General features: G+C 62.6%; 12 protein-coding genes. 8 read left to right on the forward strand and 4 right to left on the reverse strand.

The window, feature by feature from the left end; genetic code table 11:
• The 3 genes from R2834_24280 to R2834_24290 all read right to left on the reverse strand — a co-directional run.
• The coding region (locus R2834_24280; GenBank protein ID MEZ4703470.1) for a sugar phosphate isomerase/epimerase family protein at positions 1–646 on the reverse strand (646 nt) is incomplete at its 3' end.
• Positions 647–926: 280 nt separating this feature from the next.
• Positions 927–1,967 carry a zinc-binding dehydrogenase gene (locus tag R2834_24285; GenBank protein MEZ4703471.1) on the reverse strand — a complete coding sequence of 347 codons (1,041 nt, stop codon included), beginning with the start codon at positions 1,965–1,967 and terminating at the stop codon, positions 927–929.
• A 317-nt stretch (positions 1,968–2,284) separates the two neighbouring features.
• On the reverse strand, positions 2,285–2,995 hold the full coding sequence (locus R2834_24290; GenBank protein MEZ4703472.1) for an orotidine 5'-phosphate decarboxylase / HUMPS family protein: 711 nt from the start codon (positions 2,993–2,995) through the stop codon (positions 2,285–2,287).
• Between the two features lie 328 nt (positions 2,996–3,323).
• Here R2834_24290 and R2834_24295 point away from each other — a divergent pair, with 328 nt between their 5' ends.
• The 4 genes from R2834_24295 (at position 3,324) to R2834_24310 (ending at position 9,755) form a co-directional block, all read left to right on the forward strand.
• Positions 3,324–5,786, forward strand: coding sequence for a PAS domain S-box protein (locus R2834_24295; GenBank protein MEZ4703473.1), 2,463 nt, complete (start codon positions 3,324–3,326; stop codon positions 5,784–5,786).
• Complete coding sequence (locus R2834_24300) at positions 5,779–7,695, forward strand: response regulator (protein ID MEZ4703474.1); 1,917 nt, start codon at positions 5,779–5,781, stop codon at positions 7,693–7,695. Before R2834_24295 ends, R2834_24300 begins: the two co-directional genes overlap by 8 nt.
• A 414-nt stretch (positions 7,696–8,109) precedes the next feature.
• The gene (gene nagB, locus R2834_24305; GenBank protein MEZ4703475.1) at positions 8,110–8,820 is read left to right on the forward strand and encodes a glucosamine-6-phosphate deaminase; all 711 of its coding nucleotides are present in this window, start codon (positions 8,110–8,112) and stop codon (positions 8,818–8,820) included.
• A gap of 5 nt (positions 8,821–8,825) precedes the next feature.
• Positions 8,826–9,755, forward strand: coding sequence for an ROK family protein (locus R2834_24310; protein MEZ4703476.1), 930 nt, complete (start codon positions 8,826–8,828; stop codon positions 9,753–9,755).
• 97 nt (positions 9,756–9,852) lie between these two features.
• Here R2834_24310 and R2834_24315 read toward each other — a convergent pair whose 3' ends face one another.
• A complete protein-coding gene (locus R2834_24315; protein ID MEZ4703477.1) occupies positions 9,853–10,191 on the reverse strand; it encodes a hypothetical protein in 339 nt (112 codons plus the stop codon).
• A gap of 951 nt (positions 10,192–11,142) precedes the next feature.
• Between R2834_24315 and R2834_24320 the strand changes: the two genes are divergently transcribed.
• The 4 genes from R2834_24320 (at position 11,143) to R2834_24335 (ending at position 16,108) form a co-directional block, all read left to right on the forward strand.
• Entirely contained in the window at positions 11,143–12,393 is a 1,251-nt protein-coding gene (locus tag R2834_24320; GenBank protein ID MEZ4703478.1) for an O-antigen ligase family protein, read from the forward strand.
• 4 nt (positions 12,394–12,397) lie between these two features.
• Positions 12,398–13,303, forward strand: a complete 906-nt coding sequence (locus R2834_24325; GenBank protein MEZ4703479.1) for a glycosyltransferase family A protein — start codon at positions 12,398–12,400, stop codon at positions 13,301–13,303.
• Positions 13,304–13,472: 169 nt separating this feature from the next.
• Positions 13,473–14,957 (forward strand): oligosaccharide flippase family protein, encoded by a 1,485-nt coding sequence (locus R2834_24330; GenBank protein ID MEZ4703480.1) that lies wholly within the window; start codon positions 13,473–13,475, stop codon positions 14,955–14,957.
• A complete protein-coding gene (locus tag R2834_24335; protein MEZ4703481.1) occupies positions 14,954–16,108 on the forward strand; it encodes a glycosyltransferase family 4 protein in 1,155 nt (384 codons plus the stop codon). Before R2834_24330 ends, R2834_24335 begins: the two co-directional genes overlap by 4 nt.
• The last annotated feature ends 56 nt before the right edge of the window (positions 16,109–16,164 follow it).

Below are 16,164 nucleotides of genomic sequence, written 5' to 3' on the forward strand. Positions count from 1 at the left end.
GATAGCGGTCGCTCGCGTGCATGGTCACGACGCGGTGCTTGACGGCTTCGAGCAGCGCGATCGGGTCGTCGCCGGCGACGATGGCGTTCGACGGATCGTAGTTGATCCCGAAAAAGGGATGCGTCCCAATGGCGTCCACCAACTCCAGGAAGACGTCTGCTTTCTGGGCGAATTCGGGATGGGTCCAGTAGCCGTCTTTGTAATGGTTTTCCAGGATGAGGGTGACGCCATGCCGCTCGGCATCGGGCAGCGCCTCATGGATGCACTCCGCGACCCACTGGATGCCCGTCTCGCGCGAGACCTCCGGCCGGCGCTGGCCGGACAGGACCCGGCAGTAGGGTCCGCCCAGCCGGGCGGTCGCCTCGATGGCGGCCCGCTGTTTCGCGACTTCCTCCTGCCGCTCCGCGCGGGTCGGACGCGTGTAGTCGGGCGAGAAACACATCATCGGGATGTGCCGTCCCGCATCCTCGACGCGCCGCCGGATCCGGTCGAGTTCGGCGGGATCCTGCCAGGGCGTGAAGCCCCAGTAGAATTCGTAGCCGTCGACGTCCAGCGTGCCGGCGAGGTCCAGCCAGGCGTCGACCGTCATTTCGCCGGTCACACAGAGCTGGTCGAGGAAGCATTTGGGGAATACAGCAAGCGGCATAGCGTTAGCGCAATTCGTAACTGATGTTACTCACCATGGTCTCAGGTCTTCCGATGCAGGATATTGGGATGCAGGATACTGGGATGCAGGATACTGGGATGCAGGATACTGGGATGCAGGATATACTGGGATGCAGGATACTGGGATGCAGGATACTGGGATGCAGGATCACGATTTAACGCACGGTTTTTCGGTAAACATCTTGCATCCCGTATCCCGTATCCCACTTCCCATATCCCGGGATCGCCTCGCTCACGTGCGCGACACCTGGAAGGTAGTATCACAACCCCGGTTTGAGCACCGCCTTCACATAGCTGCCGTCGAGCATGTGCGAGAAGCAGTCGTGCCAGTCTTCGAGGGGGGCCACCTTACTGATGACCGGATCGAGGTTGATGAGCCCGGTGTCGAGCAGGCGGATGACGCGCTCCCAGACGGGCCAGTTGTGGGAGAAGGATCCCTGGAGGGTGACGTTTTTCTGGACGAGCGGGTCCAGGTTGAAGCCGAGCGGTTTCGGGCCCCAGCCGACCTTGGTCACCTGGCCGGCCGGCCGCACCGCGTCGATGGCCAGTTTCAGCGTGTCCGACACGCCGGCGGCGTCCACCACGATGTCCGCGCCGAAGCCGTCGGTGCGATCGCGCACCTGTTCGAGCACCCGCTCGGTCAGCACCTCGTCCACGCCGAGCTGCCGCCCGACGCCGAGCCGGTGCGCGTCCGCGGCGAGGCCGGCGAGCAGCACGATGGCGCCGTTGAGCTTCGCCATCGCGGCGCATAGCAGCCCGATCGGGCCGGGGCCGATGACGAGCACGATGTCGCCCGGACGGATCCGGGTGTTCATGCACATCGCGTTGTAGGCCACGCAGCACGGTTCGGTGAGGGCCGCCTTGTCGAAGGGGAGGGTGTCCGGCACGGCATGCAGGCAGCGCTCCGGGACGCGGACGTAGGGCGCCATGGCGCCGTCGACGCCATAGCCGAAGCCCTTGCGCGAGGGGTCCAGGTTATACAGCCCGCTGCGTGTGAACGGGGAATACAGATCGATCACGGCGGCCGTCTCGCTCACGACCCGGTCGCCTTCCTTGAAGCGCCGGACGTTGTTGCCGGCCCGGGCGATGACGCCGCCGAACTCGTGCCCCAGGATGCAGGGGTAGTTGACCGGCCAGCTGTGCGTGCCATGCCACTGGTGCAGATCGCTGCCGCACACGCCGACGGACTCGACCCGGAGCAGGACGTCCTCCGATTCGATGGTGGGCACCGGAACTTCACGCAACGCCACACTGCCCGAGGCGGCGGCGAAGTTGACGAGGGCGGGCATGGATGCAGTCATAACGTTGGGGATTCGAATAACGCGAGGCGGAAGGGGGCACGGCCGGCTGAACGGGCGCGGGATGCCCGATTTTTCAGAAAGCGCCTGGTGTCCGTCGATGCGGATGTCCGGCGGCGCAACGGCACGTGCGTGCGATCAGCACGATAATAGGACGTTCTCCACGAAAATCCATCACCCGGAATCCCGCATCCAGGGCCATCGCATGCTCTTCAAACGTGAGCATCTCCCATACGCTTCTCACGGCCACGGCGAGAATGCGATGGCCCTGATCCCGCATCGTATCCCGGATCCATCGCCCGGCATCCGATCCTCCCGGACTATCCTTTACGTTTCACGGCGACATCGCCGTAGGCATGCACGCGATCACAGATTTCGCGGAGCACGCCTTCGAGGTCGCCGTCGGCGGTTTTGAAGGCATGCGCGTCGATGGCGAGCGGGGCGCCGATCACGACCAGCGGGGCGCCGTATTCGGGGGTGCGGATGGCCTGCTCGATGGTGAGGCCGCCGACGGCCTGAACCGGCACCGACACGGCATCCACGATGGCGCGGAGGTCGTCCAGCGGCGAAGGGGCATGGAGCCCGCGCTCGCGTCGGAGGGTGCGGTAGTCGAACCCGATGTGATGTATCACATAGTCGCAGCCGAGGTCTTCCAGGATGCGCGCGCCCTCGACCGGGTCGGGCATGCACATGTTGTCGCCCATGACCTCGATGCCGAGGTCGCGCCCGGCCTTAACAACCAGCTCAATGGTTTCGGCGTGCGCGACGCCCATGACGACGACGTGCGTGGCGCCGGCCTTCGCCATGAGCTCGGCTTCGAGCCATCCCCCGTCCATTGTCTTGAGGTCGGCGACGATGGGTACATCCGGATACCGCTCACGCAGCGCGCGCACGCCGTTCATGCCCTCCGCGATGATGAGGGGCGTTCCCACCTCCAGCCAGTCCACGCCGGCGCGCAGGGCCAGGTCGGCGGTTTCGAGCGCTTCCGGGATGGTCGTGAGGTCGAGCGAAATCTGGATAACGGGATTCATGTCGAAATGGTGTCAATATGTGACGGAAACATGGAAAAAGTAGGACGGTAAGAAAACACATTCGTAACTTTCAATTCTCTTCGGCCATCCTATTTTGGATCCGCGCACAGCAGCAATTCCTGACGCGCACCAGTCCAATGTCCCCTGGATGGAAATTCTATTGAAGGCATCGTGCGGATGCGTCGCGATACGGTCCGCCGGCGGTCACATCTCTACCGATCGGTGATCATCGCCGCGCCTATCCGTCCAGTGTTTTCTTCAGGCTGATCTTTTTTTGTTTTCTCTATCGGGTAGTTCTGGCCCTTCCGCTACCCTCAGGCGATAGCGCATGGAGTATATCGATGCACTCGACACGGCCCTGGTGCCGCCGCTCGACGACGCGAAGACGTCGACGCTGCGCATTCAGCTGGCTGTGATCAAGGCGGAACGCGACGCGCTGGCGGAGCGGTGCGACTTTCTCGAGCAGATGGTCGACCGCAAGCTGAACATGCGCGGCGGCCTCTGGCGGGCTATCGTGGACTCGGTGCCCACGGCGCTTGCGATCACGGACGCGCACTTCCGCATCATCCTCTGCAATCCCGGTTTTTCCGCGCTCTTCGGCCCCGACGAGGCGGCCGTCCGCGGCGCCGTGTTCTCCAAGTTCATGAACGACGGCGAACTCTTCAACGAGGCGGAGGCGGTGGGGCGCGGCACCCGGCACACGGTGTGGTCGCTGCGGCGCAAGGACGATACGCTGTTTCTGGGCGCCGTGCAATGTACGCCGCTGTACGACCCCGAACAGGCCCTGCTCGGGTTTCTCATCACCGTGCGCGATCTCACCGAGGAGGAGTCGGCCGGCGCGAGCCAGCCGGCGCAGCAGCCGGCGCTCCCGTTCCTGAACGACCGTTCGCCCGTCCTGATGTTCGCGGTGGACGCCGACGCGCGGGTCGTCAGCGCGAGCGACGCCTGGCTCGAGAAGCTGGGCTGCAAGCGCGAGGAAGTGATCGGACAGCTCGCGTCCAACTACCTCACGCGGGCTTCGCGCCTCTATCTCGCCGAGGCGCTGAAGAGCCGGCTCAAGGAAGAGGCGCTCTGGAAAAATGTCGAGACCCAGTTCGTGAAGAAGACGGGTGAGGTGATCGATGTGGTGCTGTGCGCCACGCGCGAGAGCCAGCCCCCCGACCGCGACGACCGCATCGTATTCGTGTTGCAGGACATCACCGAGCAGAAGCGCGCGGAGCAGGCCCTGATGGCCCGCACGCTCGAGTTCGAGACCCTGACCGATTACATCCCCGTGCAGATCTTTCGGATGGATCGGCAATACCGGTACCTCTTCGTCAACCGCGCCCTGCTCGAGGCGTCGTCGGCGACCCCGGAGTTGTTTATCGGCAAGACGGTGGATGAGCGCGGATTCCCGCCGGCCATCGCCGAGCGCTGGAAGCAGCAGATGGAGCTGGTTTTTAACGGCGGGGAAGCCCTCGAATTCGAGTTCGATTACGCCACCCCGAAAGGGCACCGCTTCTTCCGGACGCTCATCGTGCCCGAGAAGAAGCTGCAGGGGCGCGTCCGCACGATCATCGGCATCATGCGCGATGTCACCGAAGAGCGGCGGGCAAGCGAGCAGCTGAAGCAGAGCGAGGCCAACCTGAAGCTGGCGCAGGAACTCGCGCAGCTCGGCAGCTACGATGTCGATCTCGCCGATCCGTCCTCCAACTACATGTCCGAGGAAATCTACCGCATCGTGGGGGTGGATCCGGAGCAAGAGGAGTTGACGACCGACCGCTTCCTGAAACAGCTCGTGTACCGGCCGGACCGGCATCTGGTCTCGCGCGCGATACGTCAGGCGGTGGCGACCGGCTCCTATTTCCAGCTGGAATACCGCATCGTGCGGCTGGATGGGTCGATCCGGCACGTCCAGAGCCGGGGAACGGTGATTACCGATACCCTCCGGGGCACGCGGCGTCTCGTGGGCACCCTGCTCGATATCACCGAACGCGTCGAGGCCGAAAAGACGACGCTCAACATCAAGGAGAAGCTGCTCTACCAGCAGGAGCACGCGCGGGCGCTGGCCGAGGAGGAACTGGAGAAGGTGAAGGACGAACTCGTCCGCAAGACGCGCCTCGCCGCCGTCGGCCAGGTGGCGGCCAGCATCGCGCACGAGCTGCGCAACCCGCTCGGCGCCATCCGGAATGCCGCGTTCATGATGGAGCGCCGTTCGAACACGCTCGACCGGCGGCTCGTCGAGTACCTCGAGATCATCCAGCGCGCGTCGTCGATCGGGGGTCAGATCATCAGCGATCTGCTCAACATGACGCGCAACAAGCCGCCGTCGAAAAAACACCTCGACCTGTGCCACGAGGTACAGACCGCCCGCGACCGCTTCGCCGAGTATCCGCGCATCCGGTTCGTGGACGCCATCGGCCGGCAGCCGTACCCCCTTTTGGCCGACCCGGGGCAGCTCCAGCAGGTGCTCCAGAACCTCTTCACCAACGCCGTCGAGGCCATGGACGGCGAAGGGACCATCGTGATCAGCGCGGAGCAGGCCGACGGCATGGATCGGATCGTCATCTGCGACGAAGGGCCGGGCATCTCCGACGAAATGAAGTCCCTGATTTTTGAGCCCCTCTTCACCACGAAAGCGTCCGGCACCGGGCTCGGTCTGTCGATCTGCAAGCAAATCATCGAGCAGCACGGCGGACAGATCATCGTGGACACCGATGGCCGCTGCGGGAGCCGCTTCATCGTCTGCCTCCCCTGTCTGGCTATACAGCCATCCCATTCCTTCACCGAGTTCGAGAGCAGTCATGCCTGAGAAGTCAACCGCGAGCGTGGCACACAGCCCCCGGATCCTGATCGTAGAGGACAATGAGGCCCAGCGCCGTCTTCTGCGCGATATCATCACCGAGGAAGGGTTTGACGCCGTGTCGTACGAGCTTGCCGGCCTGGCGCTCGAGGCGGTCCGGCCGGATACCTACGCGGTGGCGGTGGTCGATATCCGCCTGCCGGACATGGACGGCATCGAGGTCGTACGCCAGCTGCATCAGATCGACGACAAGATCCGGATCATCGTCCACACCGGTTTTGGAACGTTCGAATCCGCGCGCGACGCGGTCAACTACGGCGCCTTCGCCTACGTCGAGAAACTCGGCGATCCCCGGGTGCTCATCGGGCACATCCACCGGGGCATCAAGGAATGGATGGGCGACGCGCTCGAGGCGAGCCAGGAACGCTTCCGCTCGGTGCTCGACGCCGTGCCCGATCTGCTGTTCATCCTCGACATGAACGGGCGGTGTCTGGAGGCCTTCGTCCCGGAAAATACGAGCGAACTCTGGCCGGCATTCCCGCAGGCCGGTCTGCATGTCACCGACGGGCTGAGCGAGGAGGACTGGTTGCGCTGGAGCAAGGTGATGGGCGACGCCATCGCGAGCGGAACGCCGCAGACCATCGACTACGAGACCAGCGTGAACGGGGTGGCCCAGTGGTATTCGGCGCGCGTCGTGCGGATGCGCGTCGGGCGGGAGGACTGCACCCTCTGGGTCAGCCGGAACGTCAGCGTCAAGAAACAGGCCGAGATCGAACTCATCAGCGCGAAGGAAAAGGCGGAAGAAATGAACCGGCTGACGTCGGCTTTCCTGACGAGCATGAGTCATGAAATCCGCACGCCGCTGACCAGCATCCTCGGCTTCGCTTCCCTGATCGCCGAGGAAGTGGACGAGGAGCAGCGCGAACTCGCGCAGCTGATCCGATCGAGTGGAAAACGACTGCTCGACACGCTCAACTCGGTGCTCGATCTGTCGCTGCTCGAGGCCGGCAAGTTCGAACTCGCGTTCAACGAGGTCGAACTCTGCGCCGAAGTGCGCGAGAAGGTCAAATTGCTCCAGCCCATCGCGATGGAAAAAGGGCTGACCCTCACCTTCGCCGCGCCGAACGGGACCTGCAAGAGCCGGCTCGACCGGAGCTGCCTGGATCGCATCCTGAACAATCTGATCGGCAATGCCCTGAAGTTCACCCACGAAGGGACCGTCCAGGTGGAAGTGCACCCGGCCGGCGACGAGGTGGAGCTGCGCATACGCGACACCGGCATCGGTATCAGCCCGAACTTCAAACCGTACCTGTTCGAGGAGTTCAAACAGGAAAGCTCGGGGCTTGCGCGGCTCTACGAGGGCAGCGGCATCGGGCTTGCCATCACGAAACGGCTGGTGGATATGATGGACGGGCGCGTCGAGGTGGATAGTGAAAAGGGCCGCGGCACGACGTTTCGCCTGTATTTCCCGGTCATTCAGGATACCCGGCCCGCGCGGCGCCTCGCCGCTCCGGTAGAAAAACACGCGCTAGCGCAGGCCGTGATGGGGTCGAAGGTTCTTTTTGTCGAGGACGATCCGAACGCGCAGCGTTTCCTCAAGCTTTTGCTGCAGAAACAGCTCGATCTGGAAGTGGCGCCCGACGAGGAGATGGCGCTCACGCTGGCCCGGCGCCGGCAATACGATCTCGTGTTTCTGGATATCAATCTGGGCAAAAAACGCACGGGGGTGGACGTCATGCGGTCGCTTCGCGAATTGCCGGGCTACGTGCATACCCCCATCATCGCGATGACCGCCTACGCGCTCCCGCAGGATCGGCAGCGGTTCCTGGACGAGCGGTTCACCGACTACATTAGCAAGCCGTTCACCAAAAACCAGATTCTGGAGGTGATCGAGCGGCTCCTCGTTACGCAATCGTGATACTGGCACACGATTTGTTATTTCATAGTTTTCGAAAATACCGCACGTGCGACCGGGCACCCTGAACGGCTCGCGCGGCTTTTAAATAGATTGGATTGATCATTCCTGCCATCAGCGGAGCTTTCTATGAAGGCCCCGCTGATGGCATTTTTGTACCTGTCGCGGTCACTATTTCCCGCTGATGCATTTGTCGTCTGCCGGAAGGGTTTCTCTTGATCCCGTGTGGGGGGAAACGTACCTTCGGCCCGTGCCGCCGGCAGGTGCCGGGTGCGCAGCACTCCTCCGTATTCGCTCCCGGGAATCTCGGCTGGACGCATACGGACGCCCAAAACCACCCGAGAACAACCAGAAAGGTCATGCTTGTCGAAGTGATGCTTGATTACGACGCCGTGAAGCGATCGCGCGGCGGAGATTGTGGCGGAACAGATTCGCAAAAAACCCGATAGCGTGATCGGCTTCGCCACCGGGAGCACGCCGCTCGGCCTGTACCAGCGACTGGTGTCGATGCATCGCGATGCCGGCCTCGATTTCTCGAAAGTCACCACGTTCAACCTCGACGAATACATCGGCCTGCTACCGCGTCACGACCAGAGCTACAACCGGTTTATGTGGGAGCATCTGTTCAGCCATATCAATGTGAGTCCGGAACGGGTCTTCATCCCGAACGGCATGGCCGACGATGTCCCGAAATTTTGCGAGTGGTACGAAGAGCAGATCGAACGGGCCGGCGGGATCGACCTGCAGATCCTGGGGATCGGCGCCAACGGGCATCTCGCGTTTAACGAACCCGGCTCCTCGCTGGGGTCGCGGACGCGCATCAAAACGCTGACGGCGGATACCGTGCGGGTGAATGCGCGGTTTTTTCAGAACCTCAACGAAGTCCCGCGTTTCGCGATTACGATGGGCATTGGGACCATCATGGAGTCGCGCCGGCTGTTGCTGCTCGCCAGCGGCGAAGGCAAGGCCGCGGCCATCCAGGCCACGCTCGAAGGCCCCGTCACCGCGATGGTGCCGTCCACGATCGTCCAGATGCATCGCCAGGCCGATGTGATCATCGACGAGAAGGCGGCGTCGAAGCTGCGGTACAAGCACCATCACGGCATCTCAGAGCCCAAAGCGGAATGAGCGGTATGGCACGACCCGATCTGGTCGCCGGCATCGATGTCGGCGGCACCAACCTGCGCGTGGCCGTGGCGGACGTTCGGGAGCCGGTACGGCTCCTTGCGCATCGCGCCGGGCCGATGCCCACGCACGCCACCCCGGAGGCCTGCATCGAGGTGATCGACGCCTATCTGAATGCGTGCTGTGCCGAGGCCGGCCTCGACCGCGAGCGCATCGCGGCGGCGGTATCCACCGTGCCAGGCATCACCGATGCGGCGCAGGGGACCACCCTCATCGTGACCAATCTTCCCGGTTGGGACGGCTATCCGCTCGCCGAACGCCTCTCCGCCGGGTTGCGCATGGAGGCCCGCATCGAAAACGACGTCAATGCCGCGGCGATCGCCGAGTACTTTCACGGCGCGGGAGCGGGGGCGCATTCGCTGGCCTACCTTACCGTGAGCACGGGCGTCGCGGCGGGCTTTGTGATCGAGGGGCAGTTGCTGCGCGGCTACCGGCATGCGGCCGGCGAGCTCGGTTTTCTGGTGCCCGACTCGGCGCATCTGGACGGCGACTGGCGGCCCAACGGGTGCCTGGAGCTCACGGCCGCCGGCGTGGGGCTGGCGCGGTACTGGGCGATGCACACCGGCAACGAACAGGTGACGGCGATCGACGTGTTCGCCGCCGCGCGCGACGGCCACGAGCACGCCCGCTGGCTCGTCCAGCGCGCCGCCGACTATCTGGCGCAGACCGCGATCGCCATCGCCGCCGTCATCAACCCCGAGGTGCTCGTGCTCGGGGGGAGCATCGCGCTCCACGAACCCATCGTCAAGGCGCGCATTGCGTCCCAGGTTGCCCGCGCCTTTCCCTTTGCGCCGCGCGTCGTGGATGCCTCGTTCGAGGGCAATGCGCCGATCGTGGGCGCGCTCGCCATCGCCGCGCGGGTGGCGCAGGAGGGGTAAAAGGGGCGGAACCGGCTACAGGCAAAAGAAAAGGCGCTGCATGAAGCATCACGCAGCGCCCTTCAGGGGTATTCAAGCTTGAATCAAACGAGGTCGTTCAGCCTTTGTACGATTCGTTCTTGAAGAGGTAGACGCGAACCGTTTTAGGCTTGCCGGCGGCGTCGCGGTCGACGATTTTGAACTTCGCCTGGAGCGGACGATTCGGCTCTTTACGGCTCACCAGCAAGTCCATTTTTTTCATCTTGCCGAGCAGGCCCGTACGCTGCGACGTGGTCAATTCAACGACCATCGGTTTGTCGCCCAGTTTGGAGGCTTTCTCGATGATCTCGTCATACAGTGGATTCTTGCGGCCGGGTTTCTTGCCGGTCGTCCCTTTCAGATCCCGCTCCATCGCCTCCAGGGTGACGTAGCTGATCTTTACTTTGGTTTTTGCCATGGATAACATGTTAGTTGGTTCGTTGTGACCGGAGGTGAAAATACATACGGGTTTTTTTACATGAAAGACTCGACCTGATCCTGAGTAATCATGAGAAGATTTTGGTCGTGTATTTTCATGAATTATGGCGTATCACGATGACACCTCGTGCGCCGGAATTATAGCAATTATTCGTGCTGAATTGTCCTGTTAAGTCGGTTTAAAATGACCGTCCGTTCAGAGTTCTACTTGACGCGATGTGGTGAATACAATAGACATGAACAGGCTTCGAAACGTCACGATCTGCATGAAAAGGCACTTTTAAACGGCGTGAAGTTATGCCATTGGATGTGCGATCCTGGATGAAATAATCCGATGATACGCTGCGCATATGCGCATCGAAAAATAAAGCGTGGTCAAACGGGATGTTCGGGAATAGGGTTCCATTTGATGTGAATATGAATTTACAAGGAATGACTCAAATACATGGCCCGGAGGGGATGCGAAAGCCCTCGGACGATCGAAAACCGGGGTGGAGGCCGTGGCGACGAGCCGCCGTGACGAGAGAGAGGCATACGCCAAAAACCCATGCGCGGCGAACCCATTGGTTGATCAAACCACGCCGGCGCCGGTGTATACTCCAGGCATGAATCGATGCGCCTGGCGCTTCCTGATTTCGACCCATCTATTACACTGACCGTACGCACCGTGGCGCTCCAGCCGTTGGTTGCAGCATACAGGGGATCCCCGAACGCGCCGCATCATCCGGGTGTTTTCGGAAGCCGGCCTGTCGACTGCATGCCGTGACGCCTCGACGCATCGACGTCTCGCGTACTACCGGTCAGACAAGCGCGCGAGGAAGATCGCCGGGACATTCGGGTATTGACGCTATCCAGAGCATTGCGATTGTATCAGGAAATAACGGTAGCCCAGGCCGGATCGTCTGTGCGAAGAGAGCAGGTTCTGGCGCTGATGGCCAGGACGGCTTTTTTTGTCTATCTCATTTTTATTTTTTTTGGTACGGAGAAGCCGTTCGACGTCTCGCTGCAAGAGCAGGTCGTTCCCACATCGAATACGCTCAATCAGTCGCTCTCGCTGCTCTTCGTGGTCTCCATCCTGTCGCTCTGGGGCCTCCTGCGGCAGGTTGTGGAGGTGATCCGGCAGGAGAAGTTTCTGACGCTTTTTCTCGGGTGGGTGGTGTTGAGCGTGTTCTGGTCGGACTATCCGATGGTCACCCTCAAGCGGTCCATCGCCGTGCTGGGGGAAAGCATCATCTGCCTCGCGTTTTTGATGCGCGCGCGCTGGTCGACCGACGCGCTGCGGTATTTCCGGATCATCGCCGGCATCTACGTGGTGCTCACGGTCGCGTCCGTCATCCTGTACCCGAGGGGAGCCATCCAGTGGGAGTTTCCGGCCTGGCGCGGTCTGGCGCCCACCAAAAACAACCTTGGGCAGATTTCGCTCTTCAGCATGATCATCTGGCTCGGCGTGGTGTCGTACAACCGCGGCCGGCTGAATAACGCCCTGCATTATGCCCTCCTCGGGCTCACGTTCGTGACCTACCTCGGCGCGCGAAGCACGACCTCGTTCCTCGTCGGCGCCTTCCTGCTGACCGTATTTTTGCTGATGCGGATCGGTACGCTGATCAGCCGGCCCGGCGTCGCGCGGGTCTACGCGGCCGTCGTCACGCTGTCTACGGTCGCGCTGGCGCTGACGCTGTTTGTGTTTACGCCCGACTATCTGGCGGCGCTGTTTGGCGTTTTCGGGAAGGACCTGACGTTTACCGGACGCGTCGACCTCTGGCAAACCGTGCTGGCGATGACGCACCCCAAAATGCTGCTCGGCTGGGGGTTCGGTGCCTTCTGGGTGATGGACGGCTCCCACCTGGTCCGGCTTTTCCAGCAATTTATCTGGATTCCGAACCAGGCCCACGAGGGATATATCGACATCTACAACCAGACCGGCATCGTGGGGCTCGTGCTGCTCGCCGGCATCGTCGCCAGCTACCTCTACGGCGTCGCACACGTGCGGACGCGGCAGTTGTGGTTCTGGGTCGTGCTGGCCATCCTCGTCTTCAACCTGCAGGAATCCCTCTTTTTCAGGCCCCGCCACATCGGCCATTTTATGTTCGTTTTTTCTTACCTGGCTCTCCACACGGATCGGTTGCGCGAACGGGGGGTCGTGCAACAGGAGCCATCCCCGCGATCTCCTCAGCCCTGGTAAATCCATGTCCTACGTATTGATTACACCGGCCCGGAACGAAGCCGCCTACATCGAAAAAACGCTGGCTTCGGTGACCCGGCAGAGTATACTGCCGGCGAAATGGGTCATCGTCAGCGACGGATCCACCGACGACACGGATGCGATCGTGGCGTCCTACGCCGGGCGCTATCCGTTTATCGAACTGTTGCGCCGGGAGGCGGACCGGGAGCGCAACTTCGGCTCGAAGGTGCTTGCATTCCGTGCCGGCTACGAGCGCGCCCGCGCCGTTCCGCACGACTTCGTCGGCAACCTCGACGCCGACATCGAGCTGCCCGACGATTATTACGAGCAGATCATGCTGCGCTTCGCGCACCAGCCCCGGCTCGGGCTGGCGGGCGGCATCCGGTTCGACTTCTGCGAAGGGGATTTTGTGCTCGTGGATTGCGCGCGCAACAGCGTGGGCGGGCCGTATCAGTTTTTCCGTCGGGCCTGCTACGAGGCGATCGGCGGCTACACGCCGCTGCCCATGGGCGGGATCGACGCGGTGGCGGAGATCCGGGCGAGGCAGCATGGATGGATCGTGCGCTCGTTTCCCGAAATCCGCGCCCGGCATTTTCGCTGCACGGGCACCGCGAAGGGCAATGTATTTCAGGCCGCCCATCGCGCCGGCATGAAAGAGTATGTGCTTGGCTACGACCCACTCTTCGAACTCTTTCGATGCGTCAGCCAGGCGCGGAGCCTGCGCGGCGTGGGCCTCGGCCTCTGGCAGGGCGCCGGCTATGTCCGCGCGGCCTTCGGCGGCTACGAGCGCGCCCTCGACGCCGGCTTTGTCGACTATCTTCGCGCCGAGCAACGCGCGCGGCTGCGTCATGTATTGACCTTGCGCAAGGATCCTGCTTCAACGGAGCAGGAGGCTTCGGTGTCCTCCTGATCGACCTTACGGACCCTCGCGCTCCGGCCCTCCTTGATTCAGGAAGGGCAGGATCACCAAACAATGACACCTATTCCGGGAGAAATCCTGCATCTTCCATCCTTCTTCGCTCCGAGGATGTGTGTAACGTGGCCTCCAGACACCGATGCGCGTGGGGGGCTTCTGCATCATGGATAAACAATTTCTATCGCGTTTCCTGAAAGGGTCTGCGTCCACCTCCTCCGGAACGCTGGTCACCATTCTCTTTCACTTCGTCAGCATGATGGTGCTGGCGCGCTACATGTCGAAGGAAGACTTCGGCACGTACTCGCTCATCATCGTGATCGGCCACGGCCTGCAGATCCTGAGCGGTCTGGGGCTGAACCTGACGATGGTCAAGTTTCTGTCGGGGGAGATCAAGGCCGAAAAGAAGCAGATCTTCAGCAGCATCCTGCTGCTTCGTTCGGTGCAGCTCGCCGTCGTCACCCTGTTCGTCCTCGCGCTGGGCGATCGCTTCCTCCCGGTCCTTTTCGAGGCGGACATCGGACCGCACCTCGCTTTTGTGCCGGGCATTTTCGTGCTGGCGAGCTTGCGCGAGCTGCTGTTCCACTACATGCAGGGCGAGCGGAAATTCGGTCCGTATGCGGTGGTGCAGGTCGTCTCGGCCCTCATCCGTCTCGTGAGCATCGGCGTCTTTCTGTTCATGGACTGGCTGGTGATCGATTACCTGTTGTGGATCGAAATCATCACCTACGGTCTCTCGCTGGTGCATCTGATGATCTGGGTGCCGCTTCGGGACTTGCTGACGGTGCCCCGCGATCGGGCGATCTTCCGGTCCATCCTCGGCTTCGGCTCGCCGCTGTATTTCAACGACATCCTGACGTACATCTACAACCGGACGAGCGTCCTCCTGATCGGCGGCCTGCTCACTCCGATCAGCGTCGCGATGTACGAAGTGGCCTCCAAGGTGCCCGAGGGGTTTGGCCGGCTCTTCAATTCGCTGATCGTCGTGTATTTCCCGAGCATGTCCGAACTGCTTCGGGACGGCAAGACCGAGATGGCCGAGCAGTTCATGAACCGGTCGCTGGCCATCGTCTCCGCCGCGCTGATCATGGCGTCGTCGGTGACGTATTTCTTTCGGGAGGAGATGATCACCCTGCTGTTTTCCGAGCAGTACCGCTCGGCGGCGCTCGTCTTTGCGCTGCTGATGATCAATTTCAGCCTGAATACGGTTTCGCGGCTGATGGGCTATACGATCGTCGCGGCCGGCTATTCGTCGGTGCCGGTGCGGGTGAACCTCGTATCGAGCATTCTGAACGTGGTGGGTTGTCTGTTCTTTCTGCCCCGGTTTGGCGAACTGGGCGCCGTCTACTCGCTGTTCGCGATGAGCGTGGCGTCGCAATTCCTGAATCACCGGTATCTGACCAAAGCCGGCATCCACGCGACGTTCTTCTCCTATGTGCGGCCCATCGTCATCCTGGCCGTGCTTATCGGGGTGTATGAGCTGCTGGGCGGCACCAGCATGTGGCTCCGGGTGGCGATGATCCTCGCGTTCCCGGTTCTGTGCTGGGCACTGATGCCGGAGGTCCGTAGCGCGGGGCGGTTCGTGGGCGGTCACGCGATGACGGCGCGGGGAAAGCTGAGCCGGTCGATCCGGGGAGCGGGGACGGTATGACGCAGGCCCGGCCGATCGTGATGTTGGATGCGCTGGTCGACAACGACTACAGCCTGTGTCTCTGCAACGGACTCGTCGAAGCCGGCGCGGACATTCGCCTGGTGACCGTGGAGGGCCGGCGTGTCGCGCTGCCGGTCGCGTTTCCGATGCTGGGGTGGGCGCCGCCGAAGGCCGGCCCACGCGGGGCCGTGGCCAAGTTCGTGCACTATCTGCGCTACTGGCGGCGCGTGCTGGCGCTGGGGCGATCGATTCGCCGGCAGGGCGGCGTGCTGCATTTTCAGTTTTTTCGCCGCGAGCGGATCGACAGCCTGTTTGTCGTGCTGCTGCACTGGATGGGGGTCCGCCTGGTGCATACGGCGCACAACATCGTGCCGCATGAGCATTCGCCGATCGACCGCCGGCTCAAGCGCCTCGTCTATCGCAGCGTCGACGGGATCGTCGTGCACTCGGCGTATATCAAGCGGGCGTTGCTGGAGGCGTTCGACGTGCCGGCGGACAAGGTGCATGTCGTCCCGCACGGCAACTTCGATCACTACCTCCCCGAGGTGCTGCCGGATCGCCAGGCCGCGCGCGCGTCGCTGGGCCTCGAGCCGGGGGATACCGTGCTCCTGTTCTTCGGCTACATCCGCAAATACAAGGGGCTCGATCTGCTGCTCGACGCCTTCGAGCAGGTGGCGGCCGCGCAGCCGGGCGCCCGGCTGGTGATCGCCGGCCAGCCGCACACGGCCGCCGAGGCGGCGGAGTACCGGGACCGTATCGAGCGGCATCCGGCGGCCTCGCGCATCATTTTCCACGGCCGTTTTATCGAAAACAGCGAGGTTGCCGCCTATTTCACGGCCGCCGACCTGGTGGCCCTGCCGTACCGCCACATTTACCACAGCGGTCTGGTGCATCTGGCCTTCTCCTTTGGGAAGGCTGTTATTGCAACGCGGGTTGGCGACTTCCCCGAGACGATCGACGACGGGGAGACGGGGTTGCTGGTGGAGGGCGGCTCGCCGGCCGCGCTGGCGTCCGGCATCCTCGATGCGATCGCCGACCCGGATCACCTGCACATGATGGGCGCCCGGGCGCGACACATCAGCGCCACGCGGTATGCCTGGAAGGACATCGGCGAACAGACGCGGGCCGTGTACGCGTCGTTGGATCGCTAAGCGCAGGCACCAGCACGAGCTTTCGTCACTACCCGCCTGGCGCATCCCAACCCGGC

This window comes from Rhodothermales bacterium, assembly GCA_041391505.1.
GTDB lineage: Bacteria > Bacteroidota > Rhodothermia > Rhodothermales > JAHQVL01 > JAWKNW01.